The organism is Halomonas sp. HK25 (assembly GCF_047795635.1).
In the GTDB taxonomy this organism is placed as follows: Bacteria; Pseudomonadota; Gammaproteobacteria; order Pseudomonadales; family Halomonadaceae; genus Halomonas.
Genome location: NZ_CP181044.1, coordinates 3,844,691 through 3,864,226, shown reverse-complemented (window position 1 = coordinate 3,864,226; position 19,536 = coordinate 3,844,691). Strand labels below are relative to the sequence as shown.

Below are 19,536 nucleotides of genomic sequence, written 5' to 3'. Positions count from 1 at the left end.
CCTCAACTGAGATCACGCGGTGTGCTCTACCCGTGGTGTTTGACCTTCTCGGGCAACAACCCCTTGGGCGCGAAGCGCAGCACCAGGGTGATCAGCAGGCCGATCACGAATACCCGGGCCTGCAGAGCGCGGCTCTCGATGTTGCGTGGCGGCTCCCAGGCGAACCACAGGTCGCCGATGTGCACGGCCAGGCTCATCAGTGCCAGCGCCAGCGGTTCGGACATGATCCAGATGAGGTAGACCGCCACGGCACCGAAGAGGGTGCCCAGGTTGTTGCCGGGCCCGCCCAGGATCACCATCACCAGCACCAGAAAGGTGTGATTGAGCGGCAGGTAGCCGTTGGGGTCGAACAGGCTGTTGAAGGTGGTCAGCACGCCGCCGCCGATGCCCATCAGGATGCAGCCCAGCACGAAGATCTCCAGGCGGCGCCGGTTGATGTCCTTGCCCATGGCGGCGGCGGAGATCTCGTTGTCGCGGATGGCGCGGATCATGCGGCCCCAGGGGGCATGATAGGCGCGATGCAGCAGGAAGAAGATCACCGCGATGATGACTGCCGTGACCGACAGGTAGATGGCCCGGGACAGGGTGAAACCCAGTTCCGCCGGCCCCGGTGTGGGCCAGGGCAGCGGCGATACCGTGGCGGTGCCGCGGGTCAGCCAGTCGGAGTTCTTGAGGAAGGCCTTGATGATCTCGGCGATGCCCAGGGTGGCGATGGCCAGGTAGTCGCTGCGCAGCCCCAGGCAGATATGGCCGATGAAATAGCCCACGGCGCCGGCCAGGGCGCCGCCGACGATCCAGCCCGTCCAGGCGGGCAGGCCGAGGCCGCCGACGAAGCCGGCGCGGGACTGGATCTCGCCGGTGACCTCGCGCAGCAGGCTGATCACCACCAGGTAGAGCACCACCGCCAGCACCACGGCGATCAACGTACGCAGCTTCTTCGGCACGCCCAGGCGGTCGAGCCGGGTGGCGCCGAACACTAGCCCAGTGGCCGCCACGGCATAGAGCAGCACCCGGGCCAGCTCGCCAGGCAGATCACTGTCCCAGAAGGCGCCGTTGACCGGCACGCTGACGGCCATGGCGCAGTAGCCGCCCAGCGCCACGAAGCCCATGACGCCGGCGTTGAACTGCCCCGCGTAGCCCCACTGGATGGTCAGGCCCAGGGCCAGGATGGCGTAGCAGGCGGCCTCCACCAGCATGCGGGTGCTGTAGGCGGCGCCCATCAGGGCGTAGATGCCGAGGATGGCCGCCAGCAGGGCGGCGAACAGCACTACCTCGCGCAGCGGGAATCGCGCCGGAGTGGCGACCAGGTCCTCGCGGTGCTTGTCTTGTGTGCTCATCAGATCACCTTGCCCTTGAAGATGCCGGTAGGGCGCCACACCAGGATGGCCACCAGGATGAAGAACGGCACCACGATCTTGTATTCGGTGCCCACGAAGGCCAGGTTGCGCGGCAACTCCAGCCACGCCGGTAAGTGGTGGGCGATGGGCCGCAGCAGCACCGCCCAGTTGAATACCGCAAGCGTTTCCGCGAAGCCCACCACGAAGCCGCCGGCGATAGCGCCGTAGGGATGGCCCACGCCGCCGACGATGGCCGCGGCGAAGATCGGCAGCAACAGGAAGAAGCTCAGATCGGGTTTGAAGGTCACATCCAGCGCCAGCAGGGTGCCGGCGATGGCGGCCAGGCCGCCGGCAATCACCCAGGTCACCGCCACGATGGCGTTGGTGTTGATGCCCGAGGCCCGGGCCAGGTCGGGGTTGTCGGACATGGCGCGCATCGCCTTACCCAGCCGCGAGCGGCTGAGGAAGAGGTGCAGACCCACCACACAGGCGAGAGTCAGCACGAAGAGGATGATCTGCGGTTCGGTGATCACGATCGGCGCGCGCACCCCTTCGAAGGGCAGGGCGAGGCGGTAGATCTCCTTGCGCTCGCCGGCCATGTAGAGGCTCTGGCCGCTGGTGCCGGCGAACAGGCGGATCAGCCCCTGCAGCATCAGGGTGACGCCCAGCGAGCCGATCACCATGACGATCGGCTTGACCCCGTGGGCCCGCAGCGGCTTGTAGAAGGCCTTGTCGATACCCACCGCGAGCAGCGCGGTGAGCACCATGGCCAGCGGCAGCATGACCACGGGCGTGGGAAGCCCCACGACCGCTCCCAGCCCCGGAAAGGCTGCGGTGAGCAGCAGCACCATGAAGGCGCCGAAGGTCATCATGTCGGCGTGGGCGAAGTGGGCGAAGCGCATGATGCTGAAGATCAGCGTCACGCCGATGGCGCCGATGGCGTAGATCGAGCCGGTGACGCTGCCGGCGATCACCACGTTGTTGATGAAGAAAACGAGTTCATTCACGACGGTTGTTCTCCTGTCCCTGGCCTAGCCGCCCAGGAAGCTCCTGGCCACTTCCGGGTCTGCCAGCAGGGCGGCGCCGGTATCGGTGAAGCGGTTCTGGCCGGCGGCCAGCACGAAGCCCTTGTCGGCGATGGACAGCGCCTGCTTGGCGTTCTGCTCCACCATCAGGATGCCGACGCCGGCGGCGTTGATCTGCTTCACCTGGGTGAAGATCTCGTTCATGTAGAGCGGCGACAAGCCCGCGGTGGGCTCGTCGAGCAGCAGCAGGCTGGGCTCGGCCATCAGCGCCCGGCCCATGGCCACCATCTGGCGCTGGCCGCCGGAGAGTTCGCCGGCGGGCTGGTGGCGCTTGTCGTAGAGCGGTGGGAAGAAGTCGTAGATCGTCTTGAGCATGCGCCGGGTGTTATGGGGCTTGAGGAAGGCGCCCATCTCCAGGTTCTCCTTCACCGTGAGGCTCGGGAAGACGTTCTTCTCCTGGGGAACGAAGCCCATGCCCTGCTGGACCAGCCGGTTGGGCGGCAGGTTGTGGATCGGCTCGCCGCGCAGCAGGATCTCGCCCCGGGTGACGCTGAGCAGGCCGAACACGGCCTTGAGCATGGTGGACTTGCCGGCGCCGTTGGGGCCGACGATCACGCCGATCTCGTCGGCCTCGATGGCCATATTCACCCCGTTGAGGATGTTCATGCCGCCGTAGCCGCCGTAAACGTCACGCGCATCAAGGAGTGGCATCGTGGGAAGCTCCAAAATAGGCCTCGATGACCTCGGGGTTGCGCTGGATCTCCGCGATGGCGCCTTCCACCATCACGCTGCCCTGAGCCAGCACGATCACCGGGTCGCAGAGCCGGGCGATCATCTCCATGTCGTGCTCGATGACCAGGAAGGTGTAGCCCAGCTCGCGGTTGAGCCGCTCGATGTTCGCCACCAGGTCGCCCAGCAGGGTGCGGTTGACCCCGGCGCCGATCTCATCGAGCAGCACCACCCGGGCGTCGGTCATCATGGTGCGACCGAGCTCGAGCAGCTTCTTCTGGCCGCCGGAGAGGTTGCCGGCCAGCTCGTTGCGCACGTGGCGCAGGCCGATGAAGTCGATCACCTCCAGCGCGCGGCGGCGCACCTCCTCTTCCTGTTGCCTCACCCGCCCGGGCTTGAGCCAGGCGTTGAAGAGCCCCTCGCCGGCCTGGGCGGGCGGCACCATCATCAGGTTCTCCAGGGCGGTCATCTGGGAGAACTCTTGGGCGATCTGGAAGGTGCGCAACAGCCCCTTGTGGAACAGTTCGTTGGCGGGGCGGTTGGTGATCTCCTCGCCGTCGAGCAGCACCTGGCCGCTGTCCAGCGGCAGGGCGCCGGCGATGATGTTGAACAGGGTCGACTTGCCGGCGCCGTTGGGGCCGATCAGCCCGGTGATGGAGCCCGTCTCCACCGACAGTGAGCAGTCGTTGATGACCTTGAGGCCACCGAAGGCCTTGTGGACGTGTCGCACGTCGATCATGGCTGCCATGGAAGTGTCCATTGTTCTTGTTGAGTGCGCTGTGCTGGATGGCGCTGGTCTTGGTGGTGCTGCCGATGACGTGGGCGTGTCGCCGCCGCCCTTGGCCGGGGCGGCGGTGATACTGTCACTGCTCCTGGCTGTCTTCCACCAGGAAGGTGCGGCCGGCGGCGAAGGCGCCGACGATGACCAGGGCGCCGATGGTGGGGATCAGGTAGCCCTCCACCTGGGGAATGGCGCGCAGGAAGACGAAGGCCACCGCCGCCGGGGCGACGAAACGCACCAGGAAGCGCCAGATGGCGAACCAGGTCTGGTTGGTACGCATCTCCTTCATCACCTCGCTGTGGGTCAGCGCCCAGCCGGCGAAGAGCGCGATCAGCAGGCCCCCCAGCGGCATGAAGATGTTGGTGAGCAGTTCGATGAAGTCGAAGGCGCTGCGCCCGAACAGGGTGTGGAAGATAGTGCCCTCGGCGTAGACATTGAAGCTGACCACGGTGAGCAGCCCCAGCGCCCAGCTGGCCACCACCATGGCAAACACCGCCTGGGGCCGGGTGAGGTCGAAGCGCTCCACCAGGAAGGCCGCCACCGGCTCGATCAGTGAGATGGAGGAGCTGATGGCGGCGCCCAGCACCAGGATGAAGAAGACCCCGCCGATCAGTGCGCCGAAGGGCATCTCGGCGAAGGCCAGCGGCAGGGTGACGAACATCAGGCCCGGGCCCTGGCCGGCATCCAGGCCGGCGCCGAATACCAGTGAAAAGATCGCCAGGCCGGCCACCATGGCCACGGCGGTGTCCACGACGGCGATGGCCACCGCGGTGCGGGTCAGGGAGAGGTCGCTGGACATGTAGGCGCCGTAGGCCATGATCGCGCCCATGCCGAGGCTCAGGGTGAAGAACGACTGGCCCATCGCGGCCAGCCAGCCCTCGAGGCTCAGGTCGGCGATATTGAAGGTGAACAGGAAACTGGCCGCGGCGGCGAAGTCGCCGTTGGCCACGCCGTAGGCCAGCACCACCAGCAGGATGATGAACAGCGCCGGCATGATGATGCGCAGCCCGCTCTCGATGCCCTTGTGGATGCCCATGCCGACGATCAGCCCCGAGGCGATGATGAACAGGGTGTGGTAGAGGGTCAGCAGGGCCGGCGAGGCGAGCAGGGCGTCGAAGCCCGCGCCGATGGTCGCCACGTCGGCGCCGTCCAGGGAGCCGGTGAGCATCTGCCAGGTGTAGTGGATCGCCCAGCCGGCGATCACCGAGTAGAAGCTCAGGATCAGGAAGGCGGAGGCGGCGCCCAGCCAGCCGATGGACTCCCAGGCCCGCGAGGTGTGGTGGGTGCGGGTCAGGAAACGCATGCCCATGATCGGGCTGCGGCGGCTGTTGCGGCCGAGCATGGTCTCGGCGATCAGGATCGGGATGCCCACGGCGAAGATGGTCAGGGCGTAGACCAGGATGAAGGCCCCGCCGCCGTTTTCGCCGGTCAGGTAGGGGAAGCGCCACAGATTGCCGAGACCCACCGCCGAGCCAACGGCGGCCAGCAGGAAGGTCCCCTTGTGGGTCCAGACATTGTGAGTGCTCATGAAGGCTCCAGAACGCGAATCGGGTGGCCCAGAGGGCCCGTGCCGCAACTCTGCGGCAAAACGCGGTCAGGAACCAGACGCCAAGCGTTTATCGGCCGTTAAGTTCGTCGATGGTGTCGCTATCGACTAGCGCTCCTTGTCGTCTTCCTCGTCGTCGTCCTTCGCCTGGCCGATGCGCGGCTCCAGGGCACGGGCCTCGTCGGGCAGGCGTACGGTGTCGCCCAGGGCGAGCTTGCCGTGGGACTTCAGCCGCCGGCCGTTGTTGACGGCGATCATCGCCGCCACCTCGCCGATGCTGGTGCCCTCCACATAGGCCTCCACCTTTACCCGCACCACGGCACCCTGATAGCGGGCGGAGAGGACGTCGCCGGCGCCGGGGTCGGAGTGGCCCATGGGATCCTTCTCGAAGTGTCGCATGACGCTGTCGGCGCCGGGATCGTCCCACTCCACGTGCTTATGCATGCAAGTTCTCCTGTCTGTGGTGCTGATCGGGGGGCTGGCAGGCTACAGCATAGAAGATCTGGGGATCCATCACGACGACGCCCGCCACGGGGAGCTCCCGGGCGGGCGTCGTGAGCCGTGGCGGCTGGCTTACTTCTTGCTGGCGCGCTTGCGCTCATTTTCCTTGAGGAGTTTCTTGCGCAGCCGGATGTGGTGCGGTGTCACCTCAACCAGTTCATCGGAATCAAGGAACTCGATGGCTTGCTCCAGGCTGAACTTCACCGGCGGGGTCAGGACGATGTTCTCGTCATTACCCGTGGAGCGCATGTTGTCGAGCTTCTTGCCCTTGGTCGGGTTGACCACCATGTCATTGGCACGGTTGCTGATGCCGATGAGCATGCCTTCGTAAACTTCGGTAGCGTGATCGATGATCAGCTTGCCGCGTTCCTGAAGAGCAAACAGCGCATAGGCCAGCGCCTTGCCGTCGACCATGGAGACCATCACGCCGTTGCGACGCTCGATGGAGGCATCGGGCTTGAGCGGGCCGTAGTGGTCGAAGCGGCTGGTGAGGATGCCGGTGCCGGAGGTCAGGGTCAGGAACTGGCCGCGAAAGCCGATCAAGCCGCGAGCCGGGATAATGAAGTCCAGGCGCACGCGGCCCTTGCCATCGGGGTGCATGTTGGTCATCTCCCCCTTGCGGTAGCCGAGCTCCTCCATGATGGCGCCCTGGTGCTGCTCCTCGCAGTCAATGATCACCTCTTCGTACGGCTCCTGCTTGACGCCGTCGATCTCGCGGATGATCACCTCGGGGCGGCCCACGGCAAGCTCGAAGCCTTCGCGACGCATGGTCTCGATCAGCACCGAGAGATGCAGCTCGCCGCGGCCGGAGACCTTGAACTTCTCGGGGGTCTCGCCCGGCTCGACGCGCAGCGCCACGTTATGGATCAGCTCCTGCTCGAGACGATCCTTGATGTTGCGGCTGGTGACGAATTTGCCGTCCTTGCCCGCGAACGGAGAGTCATTGACCTGGAAGGACATGGAGACGGTGGGTTCATCCACCGACAGTGGTGGCAATGCCTCGACCTGGGCCGGGTCGCACAGCGTATCGGAGATGGAGAGGTCATCGATGCCGGTCACGCAGACGATATCGCCGGCGGTGGCCTCGTCGGTCTGCACACGCTCCAGACCCATGTGAGTCATCACCTGGCCGATCTTGCCCTTGCGCACCTTGCCATCCACGCTGATCACGCTGATCTGCTGGTTGGGCTTGACCGCGCCGCGCTTGATGCGGCCCAGGCCGATGACGCCGACATAGCTGTTGTAATCCAGCGCGGAGATCTGCATCTGGAAGGGGCCGTCCAGCTCGACCTTGGGCGGCTCAACAATGTCGACAATGGACTGGAGCATCGGCGCCATGTCTTCGGCAAGCTCTTCCGGGTCCATGCCGGCGACGCCATTCAGCGCCGAACAATAGATGATCGGAAAGTCGAGCTGCTCATCGGTAGCGCCGAGGTTGTCGAACAGGTCGAAGATCTGGTCGATGACCCAGTCTGGCCGTGCACCGGGACGGTCGATCTTGTTGACCACCACGATCGGCTTCAATCCCTGGGCGAAGGCTTTCTGGGTGACGAAGCGAGTCTGCGGCATGGGGCCATCGACGGCATCGACCAGAAGCAGCACGGAGTCGACCATCGACATCACGCGCTCGACTTCGCCGCCGAAATCGGCGTGTCCCGGCGTGTCGACGATATTGATGTGGTAATCCTGACCGGCCTGGTCCTGCCATTGGATGGCCGTATTCTTGGCCAGGATGGTGATGCCGCGTTCCTTTTCCTGGTCATTGGAGTCCATGACGCGCTCTTGCCCCTCGGCCTTGCGGTCCAGAGTGCCGGACTGGCTGAGGAGCTTGTCGACCAGGGTGGTCTTGCCGTGGTCAACGTGGGCGATGATGGCGATGTTGCGCAGATTACTGACGTCTGAATTGCTAGCGGTCGTGCTCATGAGGTGTGTCTCACTGATATGTACGCACCTATGTACACGTTTTGTTACGTACCCTAGGCGCGGGGCAGGGAATGTAGGGCGCGCATTGTACAGGCTCCCCCGGTCCGGTAATAGCGGATTCGCGCTTTCGATGGACTGTCAACGCGGTGCGCTGGCCTTCACCCGGGCGCCGCAGGCGTGCAGACGCTCCAGCAACTCCTCCAAGGCGCCATCATCGTGGCCGGGGTCGCAGCCGCCGATGCGCTCGAACCAGCTGCGTGACACACACAGGCCTTCGCCATGGGGCAGCCGTCTGATCCATGCCATCAGGCGCTGCAGCGGGCCGCGGTGCATGGTAGGGAGCGAGGCGGCATCGAATTTGCCCGTGGCAACCTCGGTGGCCAGTAGTTCCAGCGCCGCGGCGCTGGTGACATTGCCGATACCGGGAAAGATCAGTACCTCGCCGTTGCTGCGGGCGATTGCGTCGTTGAGGCGCTGACCAAGGGGAGCGGGGGGCACGCCGAGCAGGCGCGCTCCGAATCGCTGGGCGATGCGTGGCAGACGAGGGTCGCCGGTATCGTCGATGATCTGCAAGGAGAAGGGGGTGGCATCGGCTCGGGCCAGCTGCGTAACGACGGCCAGCTGCCGGGGCAGGCGAGAGCCGGCGCTGCGGGCGTCGATGAGAATGCAACCGATGAAATCGCTCATGCGAACTCCGGGATTGGGCCGCACCTTGTGGGGGGCACGGGCCGGCTGCCAGGGTTCGCTGCCGGTGCCTCAGGGCGTTGTAAACGATTGTAGTTGTTGGTGAGTGTGCGTTTCAAAGTATTCCAGCGGGAAATTTCTAGTGCAGCACCGGGTGGTTTTGCCCCGCCTGGCGGACTTAGCCGGGTATGGGAAACGTCAGGTGCGCTTTCGGGGTGCATTGGCGAGGTTTTATGCACTTTAATGGTGCATTTGTTGGGGTGGAACGGTGGCAGGGGGTGGGGTAGGGGTGCCGCTGATTCAGGCTGGTGCGCCGAAGCTTCCCATTTTATACAATAAAATCATGGTGCTGATGGTTTTATGCCGCATTAGGGTGCAGTGTTGGCATGGGGCGTGCAATGTAATTGGGTAGCGCCGGAGAGAGTACCGGCAGCCGTGGGCAGGTGGTCCGCGGCGTGTTACAACTTCGCAGTACCTTGATTTCGCATTACCCCAGTCTCTTACTACCCTAAGGCTTCGAGCCAAGCTCAACCCCGGAGGACACTATGTCTGCCAAGACTCTCGCCCTGATTGAAGAACATGACGTGAAGTGGGTCGACCTGCGCTTCACCGATACCCGTGGCAAGGAACAGCATGTCACCATCCCGGCCCGTGATGTGGACGAGGAGTTTTTCGAGAACGGCCAGATGTTCGATGGCTCCTCCATCTCAGGCTGGAAGGGCATCAACGAGTCCGACATGATCCTGCGTCCGGAAGACGGCACCGCCTTCCTCGACCCCTTCACCGAAGACTCTACCCTGGTGTTGCGCTGCGACATCATCGAGCCGGCCACCATGCAGGGCTACGAGCGTGATCCGCGCTCCATCGCCAAACGCGCCGAGGCCTACCTGCAGTCCACCGGCCTGGGCGACACCGCCTTCTTCGGCCCGGAGCCCGAGTTCTTCATCTTCGACGAGGTGCACTGGAAGTCCGATATCGAGGGCTCCATGTACAAGATCTCCTCCGAAGAGGGCGCCTGGTCCACCGACCGCGCCATCGAGGGCGGCAACCTGGCCCACCGTCCGCGCGTCAAGGGCGGCTATTTCCCGGTGCCCCCGGTGGACAGCTTCCACGACATCCGCGGCGCCATGTGCAATACCCTTGAGGCGATCGGCCAGAGCGTCGAGGTGCACCACCACGAAGTGGCGAACGCCGGCCAGAACGAGATTGGCGTCAGGTTCAACACCCTGGTCAAGAAGGCCGACGAGGTCCAGGAGATGAAGTACGTGATCCACAACGTGGCTCACGCCTACGGCAAGACCGCCACCTTCATGCCCAAGCCGCTGGTCGGCGACAACGGCAGCGGCATGCACGTGCACCAGTCCTTCTGGAAGGAAGGCAACAACCAGTTCGCGGGGGACGAGTACGCTGGCCTTTCCGAGATGGCGATCTACTATATCGGTGGCATCATCAAGCACGCCCGGTCCCTGAACGCCTTCGCCAACGCCTCCACCAACTCCTACAAGCGCCTGGTGCCGGGCTTCGAGGCGCCGGTGATGCTGGCCTACTCGGCCCGCAACCGCTCCGCCTCCATCCGCATCCCCTACACCGCCAGCCCCAAGGGCAAGCGCGTCGAGCTTCGCTTCCCCGATCCGACCGCCAACCCCTACCTGTGCTTCGCGGCGATGCTGATGGCCGGTATCGACGGCATCAAGAACAAGATCCACCCCGGCGACGCCATGGACAAGAACCTCTATGACCTGCCGCCGGAAGAGGGCAAGAAGGTGCCGACCGTGGCTCACAGCCTCGACCAGGCCCTGGAGGCGCTTGACCAGGATCGTGCCTTCCTGACCGAGGGTGGCGTGTTTACCGATGACATGATCGATGCCTACATCGAACTGAAGATGGAAGACGTGGATCGTATGCGCATGGCCACCCACCCGATCGAGTTCGACATGTACTACAGCTGTTAACTACGAGCTGCTGATCACGGCTGCGGCCAGGCGCGAAGCGACCTGGCCCGGTATCGACGCCCCGGCGTTGATCAAAAAGGGGTTCCGCCATGGCGGAACCCCTTTATCTTGTTCACTATCCAATGACGCAGTGTTCGGCACGATCCATATACCGTCAGGACGGCGGCACGCAGGGGGTATTCATGAACAAGGCCTTGATGGCGCTGACGGTGGGGCTGACGTTCAGCCTTGCCGCCCAGGCGCAGACGATCTATCGCACCACCGATGCCCAGGGCAACGTGGTGTTCACCGACAACCCGGACAGGGGCGGCGAACAGGTGGAGCTGGCGCCGCTGACCGTGGTGCCCTCCAGCGGCGAGGTGCGCACCGGCCAGACGGCGCCGCGCCTCGAGGGCAGCGACGCGGCCGCGGCGTCGGGCTCGCCCGGGCAGCCCTTCATGCCCTATGACAGCTTCCGCATCCTGTCGCCCAGCCATGAGCAGGCCTTTCCGGTAGGGTCCGCCGGCAACGTGTCGGTGGAGCTGGGGATCGATCCACAATTGCGCGAAGACCACCGGGTGCGCTTGCTGCTGGATGGCCAGGTGAGCCAGACGGCGATGCACACCACGGCCTTCATGGTGGCCAACATGAATCCCGGCGAGCACGTGCTGCAGGCCGAGCTGCTCGACGGCAGCGGCGCCGTGCGCCACCGCAGCTCACCGGTGACCATCTATGTGCACCGGGCCAGCGTCAACCGCCCTGCCGATTAGCTGCCCCCGCGCTGGGCGCCCTGGCCGTGGTGCCCGGACGGAAGCCCAAGGCCTTGTCGCCCCCCGCACGGTGACAGGAGGCCGCATGGCCCTGTGAAGCCGGCGCCCCCGCCTGTCGAGACGCCGTCGCCACTGCGTCGCGGTGACGAATCGGTTCGCCGGCTTCCCGCCGATGATCCCCCGCTGCGCCGGCATGAAGAGCGCGGCACCGGCCGATGAGCCTTCGCGGGGCGCCGGATGCACCATCATCGGCAACTGCATCGTGCAGGCTGACTCTTTATGCCATATTTTGGTGCGTTAGCGCTGTGGGCTGTTGGCTCGGCCCGCGTGGCGTCGGCCATCTTGAGTCTGGCGCGCTTCTTGCAGTCGTTTGTTGTCTTTCCCCTGGATCCGACATGGCCCGTTCGATGTATCAACGCTTGATGGAGCACCTCACCACTGCCGTGGTCCTGCTGGACGGTGAGCTGAGGCTGCAATGGATGAACCCTGCCGCCGAGGCGCTGCTGGCGATCAGCTTCGGCCGGGTGAAAGGTTGGGCGCTGTGCGCCTTGATGGAGAGTGATGATGGGCTCGGCGAGGTCCTGGGCAAGGCACGGGACGAGTTTCACCCCTTCACCCAGCGCGAGGCGCGGCTGGTCATGCTGGCTGGTGAGGCCCTCACCGTGGACTACACGGTCACGCCGCTCTCCCGGGGGGAGTTGCTGCTGGAGATCGAGCCTCGCGACCGGCTGATGCGAATCTCCCGGGAGGAGGCGCTGCTGACCCGCCAGGAGACCATCAAGGTGCTGACCCGGGGCCTGGCCCACGAGGTGAAGAATCCTCTGGGGGGCATCCGCGGGGCGGCCCAGTTGCTGGAGCGCGACCTCGACGATCCGAACTTGAAGGAGTTCACCCGGATCATCGTCGAGGAGGTGGATCGGCTGCGCGACCTGGTGGACTCCATGCTCGGCCCCAACCGCATGACGCGTCACGAGCCGCTGAATATCCACAAAGTGCTGGAGCGGGTGCGTTCGCTGCTGATCGTCGAGCACCCTATGGTGCGGGTCGAGCGCGACTATGACCCCAGCCTGCCCGATCTGGCCGGCGACGAGGCGCAGATGATCCAGGCGGTGCTCAACGTGGCGCGCAATGCCGTCGAGGCGATGACCGAGGCGGGAACGCCCGTGCCTCGACTGGTGCTGCGCACCCGGGCGCGGCGCCAGTTCACCCTGGGGGCGGAGCGCCACCGCCTGGTGTGCGAGGTGGGGGTGATCGACAGCGGCCCGGGGGTGCCCGAGGCGCTGCGCGAGACGCTCTTCTATCCCATGGTCTCGGGTCGCGCCGAAGGCAGTGGCCTGGGGCTCTCCATCGCCCAGGCGATCCTGCACCAACACCAGGGCCTGATCGAGTGTGATTCCGTGCCCGGCCAGACCGAATTCCGACTGCTGATTCCCCTGGAGAAGCGCCATGACTGACGCCGCACGCGTGGTGATTGTCGACGACGACCGCGCCATCCGCTGGGTGCTCGAACGTGCCCTCGCCCAACCCGACCTGGACGTGGAGTGCATCGAGCGCGCCGACACGGCCCTGCAGCGCCTGCTCGACACCCCGCCCGATGTGCTGGTCACCGATATCCGCATGCCGGGCATCGATGGCCTGGACCTGATGGCCCGGGTGCGCGAGGCCCATCCCGACCTGCCGGTGATCGTGATGACGGCCCACTCAGACCTGGACAGCGCGGTGGCCTCCTACCAGGGCGGCGCCTTCGAGTACCTGCCCAAGCCGTTCGACGTGGACGAGGCGCTGGCGCTGGTGCGTCGTGCCGTGGCCCACGCCAGGGAGCGTCAGCGCCCGGTGAGTGTGCCCGAGGGGCTGGGCGCCGAGATCATCGGCGAGGCGCCGGCCATGCAGGAGGTGTTTCGCGCCATCGGCCGGCTGTCGCACTCGCACATCACGGTGCTGATCAACGGCGAGTCGGGGACCGGCAAGGAGCGGGTGGCCCGGGCCCTCCACCAGCACAGCCCACGGGCCGGCAAGCCCTTCATCGCCCTGAACATGGCGGCGATTCCCAGGGACCTGATCGAGTCGGAGCTGTTCGGCCACGAGAAGGGCGCCTTCACCGGCGCGACCGCCCAGCGCCAGGGGCGCTTCGAGCAGGCCGACGGCGGCACCCTGTTCCTGGACGAGATCGGCGACATGCCCGCCGAGACCCAGACCCGCCTGCTGCGGGTGCTGGCCGACGGCGAGTTCTACCGAGTGGGCGGCCATACGCCGGTGAAGGTGGATGTGCGCATCATCGCCGCCACCCACCAGAACCTCGAGACCCTGGTGGATGACGGGCGCTTCCGCGAGGACCTCTTCCACCGCCTCAACGTGATCCGCGTGCACCTGCCGAAGCTGGCCGAGCGTCGCGAGGACATCCCCCAGCTGGCTCGCCACTTCCTGGCCGAGGCGGCCAAGGAGCTCTCCACCGACGTCAAGGTGCTGACCCCCGAGGCCGAGACCCACCTGACCCGTCTGCCCTGGCCCGGTAACGTGCGCCAACTGGAGAACACCTGTCGCTGGCTGACGGTGATGGCCTCCGGCCGCGAGATTCTGGTGGAGGACCTGCCGCCGGAGCTGCGCGGCAGCGATGGCGGCGGCACACCCAGCGGCGACTGGCGGGCGGCCTTTCGCGACTGGGCCGACCGCGCCCTGGCCGCGGGGCACACCCACCTGCTTGAGGAAGCGGTCCCGGACTTCGAGCGAATTCTCATCGAGACCGCGCTGCGTCATACCGGGGGGCGCAAGGGCGAGGCCGCCGAGCTGCTCGGCTGGGGGCGCAATACGCTGACGCGAAAATTGAAGACGCTGCTGCCGGCGCTGGCGGATGGTGAATAAGGAAGCGGTCCCACTTTCCAGAGTCTGCGAGAGAATCCTGATCGAGACCGCGCTGCGTCATACCGGGGGGCGCAAGGGCGAGGCCGCCGAGCTGCTCGGCTGGGGGCGCAATACGCTGACGCGAAAATTGAAGACGCTGCTGCCGGCGCTGGCGGATGGGGAGTAACGCTACGGGGGCGCAATACGCGCTCTCTAAGGGCAGGGAAATTGAAGACATTGCTGCCGGCGCTAGTGGACTTTGAGTAGGGACTGGGCGGCAGTGGCCGGGGCTGCCAGAATGGATCTCTCAAGGAGAGATCGCCCATGACGCAGATGAGCTGGGAGCGGCTGCTGGATCCGAGCCGCCTGCACGACCGGCGCGACGAGCGCCCCGGCGGCGGCCGCGACGAGATCGGCCGCAGCCCCTTCCACAAGGACCATGACCGCATCGTCTTCGCCGGCTCCTTCCGCCGCCTGGGGCGCAAGACCCAGGTGCACCCGCTGACCGACAACGACCATATCCATACCCGGTTGACCCATTCCCTGGAGGTGGGCTGCGTGGGCCGTTCGCTGGGCATGATCGTCGGCGAGCGGCTCAGCGGCCGCCTGCCCGGCTGGATCACCCCGGCCGATATGGGGGTGATCGTCCAGGCGGCCTGCCTGGGCCACGACATCGGCAACCCGCCCTTCGGCCACGCTGGCGAGTACGCCATCCGCGACTGGTTCGCCCGCGCCGATGGTGGCGGCCTGCTCGAGGGCCTGTCGGAACTCGAGCGTCAGGATCTGCTCACCTACGAGGGCAACGCCCAGGGCTTTCGCATCGTCACCCAGGTCGAGTACAACCAGTTTCGCGGCGGCATGCGGCTGACCACGGCGACCCTGGGCACCCTGCTCAAGTATCCCTGGACGGTTGAGCACGGCGGGGAGGCCGGCAAGTTCGGCTGCTACCAGAGCGAGCGCGAGCTGCTTGCCGAGGTGGCCGAGCGGCTGGGGCTGCTGCCCCAGGGCCCGGGGCGCTGGTGCCGCCACCCGCTGGCCTGGCTGGTGGAGGCCGCCGACGACATCTGCTATGCGCTGCTCGACCTGGAGGATGGTCTGGAGATGGGCATCTTGCGCTTCGAGGAGGTCGCCGAGGTGTTGATCCAGATCGCCGGCGGCGAGCCGGCGGACTATGCGGCCATGCAGCGTCACGGAGTCTCCCAGCGGCGGCGCATCGCCGCACTGCGCGGGGCGGCCATGGAGCGGGCGGTAAACGACGTGGGGGCGGTCTTCGTGCAGCACGAGGCGGAGCTGTTGAACGGGCGCCTGCGGCAGGACCTGCTGGAGCTCTGCCATCCGGACCTGGATTGGGGCGTCAAGGCCGCCAAGCAGCTGGCCCGGGAGCGGATCTTCCAGAACGAGCGCAAGGCCAAGCTGGAGATCGGCGCCTACACCACGCTGGGCATCCTGCTGGAGGCGTTCATCGGCGCCGCCCACGAGCTGCACCATACCGGACGCTCGACCTTCAAGCACCAGCGGGTGCTGGCGCTGATCGGCGAGAACACCCCGCGACCCTCCTGGTCGCTCTACGACAGCTATCGGCGCATGCTCGATTTCATCGGCGGCATGACCGACCACTATGCGGTGGACCTGGCTCAGGAGATGGGCGGCCGGCTGCGGGGGGACTGAGGCGTGGCGTGCCTGGCGGTGTCAACCTAGTCGGTGCGGCCCGGCAGGCGCTCAAGGCGGGCGGCGCGTTCCATAAGCACGCCAATCACCGTGTCGTGGGTTTCTGTATCGAATTCGCCGGGGCAGAGCCCGACGAGCCGGTCGGCCAGGTCTTCGCCGCTGACCACCAGCAGGTCTTCGGGGCCATGGCGAGTCTCCACCTCCCAGCCGGGCAGCGTCAGCACGCCCATGACCGGCACCGCGCGGCCGGTGAGCTCGGAAAGCCATTCGCCCATCCAGCCCGTCAGCTCGCGGGTCTTCTCCAGCGGTTGGCGTTCGCTCCAGCCGGGGAAGCGAAGGCGCGTCGGCTCCACCGTGACCAGGTTGATCTCCTTGCCCGCGGGGGTGAAGGGCCGGGTGCGTGCGCGGGTCTCCACCACGAAGACGCCGCAGGGGGTGACTACCACGTGGTTGATGCGGGTGCCCTTGGCCGGCACATCGTGGAAGACGTAATAGGGGTGCGCTTCGGGGCGGATCAGCCGCTCCAGCTCCTGGCCCACCGCCAGCTCGCAGGCCAGCCCCAGCTTGAGGCGCCGAATGCGTTGGAAGTCGCGCATCAGCAGGAAACAGAACAGCAGCACCAGCAGGGTGCTGAGCACGCCGTAGAGGGCCCACTCGACCCAGTCCTGCTCGCTGGCGAAGAGCATGCGGCCCATGCCGTAGACCAGCGGCGCCATGGAGGCGATGGGGCCCAGTGCGCCGTTCAGGAACAGGTCGGCGAAGGCGCGGTCCAGGCGGTCACGCAGGGCCTGGCCGGGTTCGCGCAGCGGGTGGGCGTCGAAGGGGGAGCGTACCCGGGCGTCGTGCAGGTTGCGCAGCGCCACCACGATCACCGCCAGGGCGGCCAGGGGGAACAGGAAGATCAGGGGGAGCAGGTATTCCAGCCAGGCCATCGGGGTTCCTTGCCCATCAGTGAGGGAGTGGCGGAGTGTCGAGACGGTGGGCCCCCATTCTAGACAATCTCGACCCTCCGGGGCCATGCTCTTTCGGCGCACGGCACTTTTAGCATTGTCGGCACTCGGTTAATTTTTGGTACGCCGTTATCTTGGCACACCGTAGGGAGGTCACCGGCATGACGTCAGCCATTCAGGGCATGACGCTGGGCGTCGAAGCACAGCAGGCGCTCGGTGACTTCGTCACTCGCCATCCGCGTCTGGCGGTGCTGACCGGTGCCGGCGTCAGCACCGCCAGCGGGATTCCCGACTACCGCGACCAGCGCGGTGAGTGGAAGCGCTCCCCGCCCATGCAGCACCAGCAGTTCATGGGCAGCCATGCCGCGCGCCAGCGCTACTGGGCGCGTGCCCTGGCGGGATTCCGGGTGCTCGGCACGGCGCTCCCCAATCCGGCCCATCGGCTGCTGGCGGAGTTGGAGGGCTTGGGGCGCGTCAGCGGGGTAATCACTCAGAACGTCGATGGCCTGCACCAGCGCGCCGGATCCCGGCGGGTGATCGACCTGCACGGTCGCGCCGACCGGGTGCGCTGCATGGCCTGCGGCGCGAATCGCATGCGCCACGCGCTTCACGCCGAGCTGGCGATGCTCAATCCTCGCTGGGCCGATGTGGCGGCGCGGGCGGCGCCCGATGGTGACGCCGATCTGGAGGCGGATTTTTCCGACTTCCGAGTCCCCGACTGTTCCCGCTGCGGCAGCGGGATCTGGAAACCCGACGTGGTGTTCTTCGGCGACAGCGTGCCCCGGGAAAGCGTGGCGCGTGCCTTTGCACTGGTGGAGGAGAGCGACGCCCTGCTGGTGGTGGGTTCCTCGCTGATGGTCTTCTCCGGCTTCCGCTTTGCCCGTGCCGCGGCCCACGATGGCAAGCCCATCGCCTGCTTCAACCTCGGCCGCACCCGCGCCGATGACCTCTACGCCCTCAAGGTGGAGGCGCCGGTGGAGGCCTCCCTGGCCGCCCTGCGCGCCTGCTGTGAATAAGCGACTCAGCCCCCGGCCAGCTTGACGGTGTAGCCGAGCGTCTCCAGCTCCGCCTTGAGCCGCTCGCGATGATCCCCCTGGATCTCGATCACGCCCTCCTTCACGGCGCCGCCGGTGCCGCATACCTTCTTGAGTCGCTTGGCCAGGGCCTTGAGCTCGGCTTCGGGCAGCGGCACGCCGGAAACGGTGGTCACTCCCTTTCCCTTGCGGCCGCTGGTCTCGCGGCGAAGGCGCACGATCCCGTCGAGTTCGGCCAGGCGGGTCTGCTCGGCGAGTTCGGCGCAGCGGCACTCGGCCACCGGCTGGCGGCAGTCGGGGCAGAGCTCGCCGTGCTCGGTGGAGTAGACGAGGCCGCGCAGCTGGTCCTGAAGTGAAGGCATGACAAGGCTCCCTGGCGGAGTGGGGGTGGGTGATCACTGAGCTGGGGAGGATGATAGCGCCCACGGGCGTTGCCTGCATGCTGGCTTGCGCCGCGAGGTGGGGCCGGCCTCAGCGGCTGGCGGTGCGGCGGCGCGAGGTGGCCGCCTCCATGACGAGCCTGGCCACCACGGTGGGCAGCTGGAACATGCTGGTGATCATGATGGCGCCTTCCGGGGTCTCTTCCACATCCGGGTAGCGGTTGAGGTGGACCACGGTCATGCCCGCCTCCAGGGCAGCGCGCACGCCTACCACCGAGTCCTCGATGGCCAGGCACTGCTCTGGTGCATAGCCCATCTGGCTGGCCGCATGACGGTAGAGGCAGGGGTCGGGCTTCCAGCAGTTGGCCTCATAGGCACTGAACAGCCGTTCGCCGAACAGGCCGGCGAGGCCGGTGGCCTCCAGGGAGGTACGGATCTTGTTGACCGGGCCGTTGGAGACCACGCCCATGGGATAGTCGTGGAGTGCAGCCAGGGCGTCGCTGGCGCCATCGATGGGGGTGAGCTCGGTGGACAGGCGGCGATTGAGGTTGGTGCGCATGGTCGCTTCCAGGGGCTCCAGCACCTCGGGGGCGACGCTGCCGTGGCGGCTCTCCAGCGCCGCCACGATGCGGCGGAAGCGGGCCCCGCGGAATTCGCCGATATAGTCGCTGGCCTGGAACGGTAGTCCCACGGCATTGAGGGCGGTGGCCATCTCGTCGGCGAGCAGCGGTTCGCTGTCGACGAGGGTGCCGTCGCAATCGAAGAGCAGACAGAGGGGGCGGGTCATCACCAAACCTCGCGGATATTACCGAGCGTGTTCACCTCTATATTAAAGCCCAGTTCCACGACTTTGTGAACAGTGTTCTCCAATTGGTATGCTGGCTTGCCCTGCCTCCTCAGGCCTTAGCTGCCTGGTTGGCCGCAAACAGGGAGTAGTCCTGCTCGTTCTCATCCCTCATGCAGGACGAACTCGCGCCTGGTCATGGCGGTGGCGTTCGCTGTTACCGGGGCTCATGCCTATACTGACGGCGCGTCCCGGCCAGGAGCAGGCCAATGAATCTCGAACGCGTCGTCTTCGGTTTTTTCATCATCCTGACACTGAGTCTCAATTACGCGTTCGTCGCGGGTGGCGCCGAGGCGGGCGCGCACCACAATGTCTGGATTCTCACGCTCACCATCATCGTCAACCTGGTCGCGATCGGCCTGAAACTGGGGGATCGCTCCCAGACCGGGGCGTTGCTGCTGGCGTCCGGGCTGGTTGCCGGCCTTCTGCTGATCACGGCGCGCGTCGTCTGGATCATCGTGGAATCCGGCGGCGCGGGCGAACCGGGGCCTGGAGAAATGGCCGATATCGTCTCGATCGCAACGGGAGCGCTGGTCGCCAATATCGTTGCGACGGTGATTCTGGTGGGCGATACGCTGCTCTCGCGGCGCTAGGA

The 19,536-nt window shown here is 66.2% G+C and carries 18 protein-coding genes and 1 pseudogene; 8 read left to right on the top strand and 11 right to left on the bottom strand.

Going from position 1 to position 19,536, the window contains the following annotated elements:
* Positions 1-26: 26 nt before the first annotated feature.
* From ACM26W_RS18185 to ACM26W_RS18150, 8 genes are all read right to left on the bottom strand, one after another.
* Positions 27-1,337, bottom strand: coding sequence for a branched-chain amino acid ABC transporter permease (locus ACM26W_RS18185; protein ID WP_416138362.1), 1,311 nt, complete (start codon positions 1,335-1,337; stop codon positions 27-29).
* Positions 1,337-2,344 (bottom strand): branched-chain amino acid ABC transporter permease, encoded by a 1,008-nt coding sequence (locus ACM26W_RS18180; protein ID WP_416138361.1) that lies wholly within the window; start codon positions 2,342-2,344, stop codon positions 1,337-1,339. Before ACM26W_RS18180 ends, ACM26W_RS18185 begins: the two co-directional genes overlap by 1 nt.
* A 24-nt stretch (positions 2,345-2,368) precedes the next feature.
* Positions 2,369-3,073, bottom strand: a complete 705-nt coding sequence (locus ACM26W_RS18175; protein WP_416138360.1) for an ABC transporter ATP-binding protein — start codon at positions 3,071-3,073, stop codon at positions 2,369-2,371.
* Positions 3,060-3,839: an ABC transporter ATP-binding protein gene (locus tag ACM26W_RS18170; RefSeq protein WP_416138359.1), complete on the bottom strand. Its 780-nt coding sequence runs from the start codon at positions 3,837-3,839 to the stop codon at positions 3,060-3,062. Before ACM26W_RS18170 ends, ACM26W_RS18175 begins: the two co-directional genes overlap by 14 nt.
* Positions 3,840-3,954: 115 nt before the next feature.
* Positions 3,955-5,400 (bottom strand): sodium-dependent transporter, encoded by a 1,446-nt coding sequence (locus ACM26W_RS18165; RefSeq protein ID WP_416138358.1) that lies wholly within the window; start codon positions 5,398-5,400, stop codon positions 3,955-3,957.
* A gap of 126 nt (positions 5,401-5,526) precedes the next feature.
* Positions 5,527-5,862 (bottom strand): hypothetical protein, encoded by a 336-nt coding sequence (locus tag ACM26W_RS18160; RefSeq protein WP_416138357.1) that lies wholly within the window; start codon positions 5,860-5,862, stop codon positions 5,527-5,529.
* A 129-nt stretch (positions 5,863-5,991) separates the two neighbouring features.
* Positions 5,992-7,842, bottom strand: coding sequence for a translational GTPase TypA (typA, locus tag ACM26W_RS18155; protein ID WP_416138356.1), 1,851 nt, complete (start codon positions 7,840-7,842; stop codon positions 5,992-5,994).
* 138 nt (positions 7,843-7,980) lie between these two features.
* Positions 7,981-8,529 carry a hypothetical protein gene (locus ACM26W_RS18150; protein ID WP_416138354.1) on the bottom strand — a complete coding sequence of 183 codons (549 nt, stop codon included), beginning with the start codon at positions 8,527-8,529 and terminating at the stop codon, positions 7,981-7,983.
* A 542-nt stretch (positions 8,530-9,071) separates the two neighbouring features.
* On the opposite strand from ACM26W_RS18150, the gene glnA reads away from it, so the two are divergent.
* The 6 genes and pseudogenes from glnA to ACM26W_RS18120 all read left to right on the top strand — a co-directional run bounded on the left by glnA (position 9,072) and on the right by ACM26W_RS18120 (position 15,733).
* Positions 9,072-10,478, top strand: coding sequence for a glutamate--ammonia ligase (gene glnA / locus ACM26W_RS18145; protein ID WP_416138353.1), 1,407 nt, complete (start codon positions 9,072-9,074; stop codon positions 10,476-10,478).
* 182 nt (positions 10,479-10,660) lie between these two features.
* Complete coding sequence (locus tag ACM26W_RS18140; protein ID WP_416138352.1) at positions 10,661-11,227, top strand: DUF4124 domain-containing protein; 567 nt, start codon at positions 10,661-10,663, stop codon at positions 11,225-11,227.
* Between the two features lie 407 nt (positions 11,228-11,634).
* Positions 11,635-12,681 (top strand): nitrogen regulation protein NR(II), encoded by a 1,047-nt coding sequence (gene glnL / locus ACM26W_RS18135; protein ID WP_416140922.1) that lies wholly within the window; start codon positions 11,635-11,637, stop codon positions 12,679-12,681.
* A complete protein-coding gene (ntrC, locus tag ACM26W_RS18130; RefSeq protein WP_416138351.1) occupies positions 12,674-14,086 on the top strand; it encodes a nitrogen regulation protein NR(I) in 1,413 nt (470 codons plus the stop codon). The genes glnL and ntrC overlap by 8 nt, the downstream gene beginning before the upstream one ends.
* A 28-nt stretch (positions 14,087-14,114) precedes the next feature.
* Positions 14,115-14,252: pseudogene (locus ACM26W_RS18125) on the top strand (helix-turn-helix domain-containing protein); the annotation flags it as partial.
* Between the two features lie 137 nt (positions 14,253-14,389).
* Positions 14,390-15,733: a deoxyguanosinetriphosphate triphosphohydrolase gene (locus ACM26W_RS18120; protein WP_416138350.1), complete on the top strand. Its 1,344-nt coding sequence runs from the start codon at positions 14,390-14,392 to the stop codon at positions 15,731-15,733.
* Positions 15,734-15,759: 26 nt separating this feature from the next.
* Here the strand turns inward: ACM26W_RS18120 and ACM26W_RS18115 are convergent, their stop codons facing one another.
* The gene (locus ACM26W_RS18115) at positions 15,760-16,665 is read right to left on the bottom strand and encodes a nuclease-related domain-containing protein (protein ID WP_416138349.1); all 906 of its coding nucleotides are present in this window, start codon (positions 16,663-16,665) and stop codon (positions 15,760-15,762) included.
* Positions 16,666-16,844: 179 nt separating this feature from the next.
* Here ACM26W_RS18115 and ACM26W_RS18110 point away from each other — a divergent pair, with 179 nt between their 5' ends.
* On the top strand, positions 16,845-17,699 hold the full coding sequence (locus ACM26W_RS18110) for an NAD-dependent protein deacetylase (protein WP_416138348.1): 855 nt from the start codon (positions 16,845-16,847) through the stop codon (positions 17,697-17,699).
* A 5-nt stretch (positions 17,700-17,704) separates the two neighbouring features.
* On the opposite strand, the gene ACM26W_RS18105 is transcribed toward ACM26W_RS18110, so the two are convergent.
* Positions 17,705-18,079 (bottom strand): translation initiation factor Sui1, encoded by a 375-nt coding sequence (locus tag ACM26W_RS18105; protein WP_416138347.1) that lies wholly within the window; start codon positions 18,077-18,079, stop codon positions 17,705-17,707.
* A gap of 109 nt (positions 18,080-18,188) precedes the next feature.
* Positions 18,189-18,884 (bottom strand): HAD family hydrolase, encoded by a 696-nt coding sequence (locus tag ACM26W_RS18100; RefSeq protein ID WP_416138346.1) that lies wholly within the window; start codon positions 18,882-18,884, stop codon positions 18,189-18,191.
* A gap of 266 nt (positions 18,885-19,150) precedes the next feature.
* On the opposite strand from ACM26W_RS18100, the gene ACM26W_RS18095 reads away from it, so the two are divergent.
* Complete coding sequence (locus ACM26W_RS18095) at positions 19,151-19,534, top strand: DUF6394 family protein (RefSeq protein WP_416138345.1); 384 nt, start codon at positions 19,151-19,153, stop codon at positions 19,532-19,534.
* The last annotated feature ends 2 nt before the right edge of the window (positions 19,535-19,536 follow it).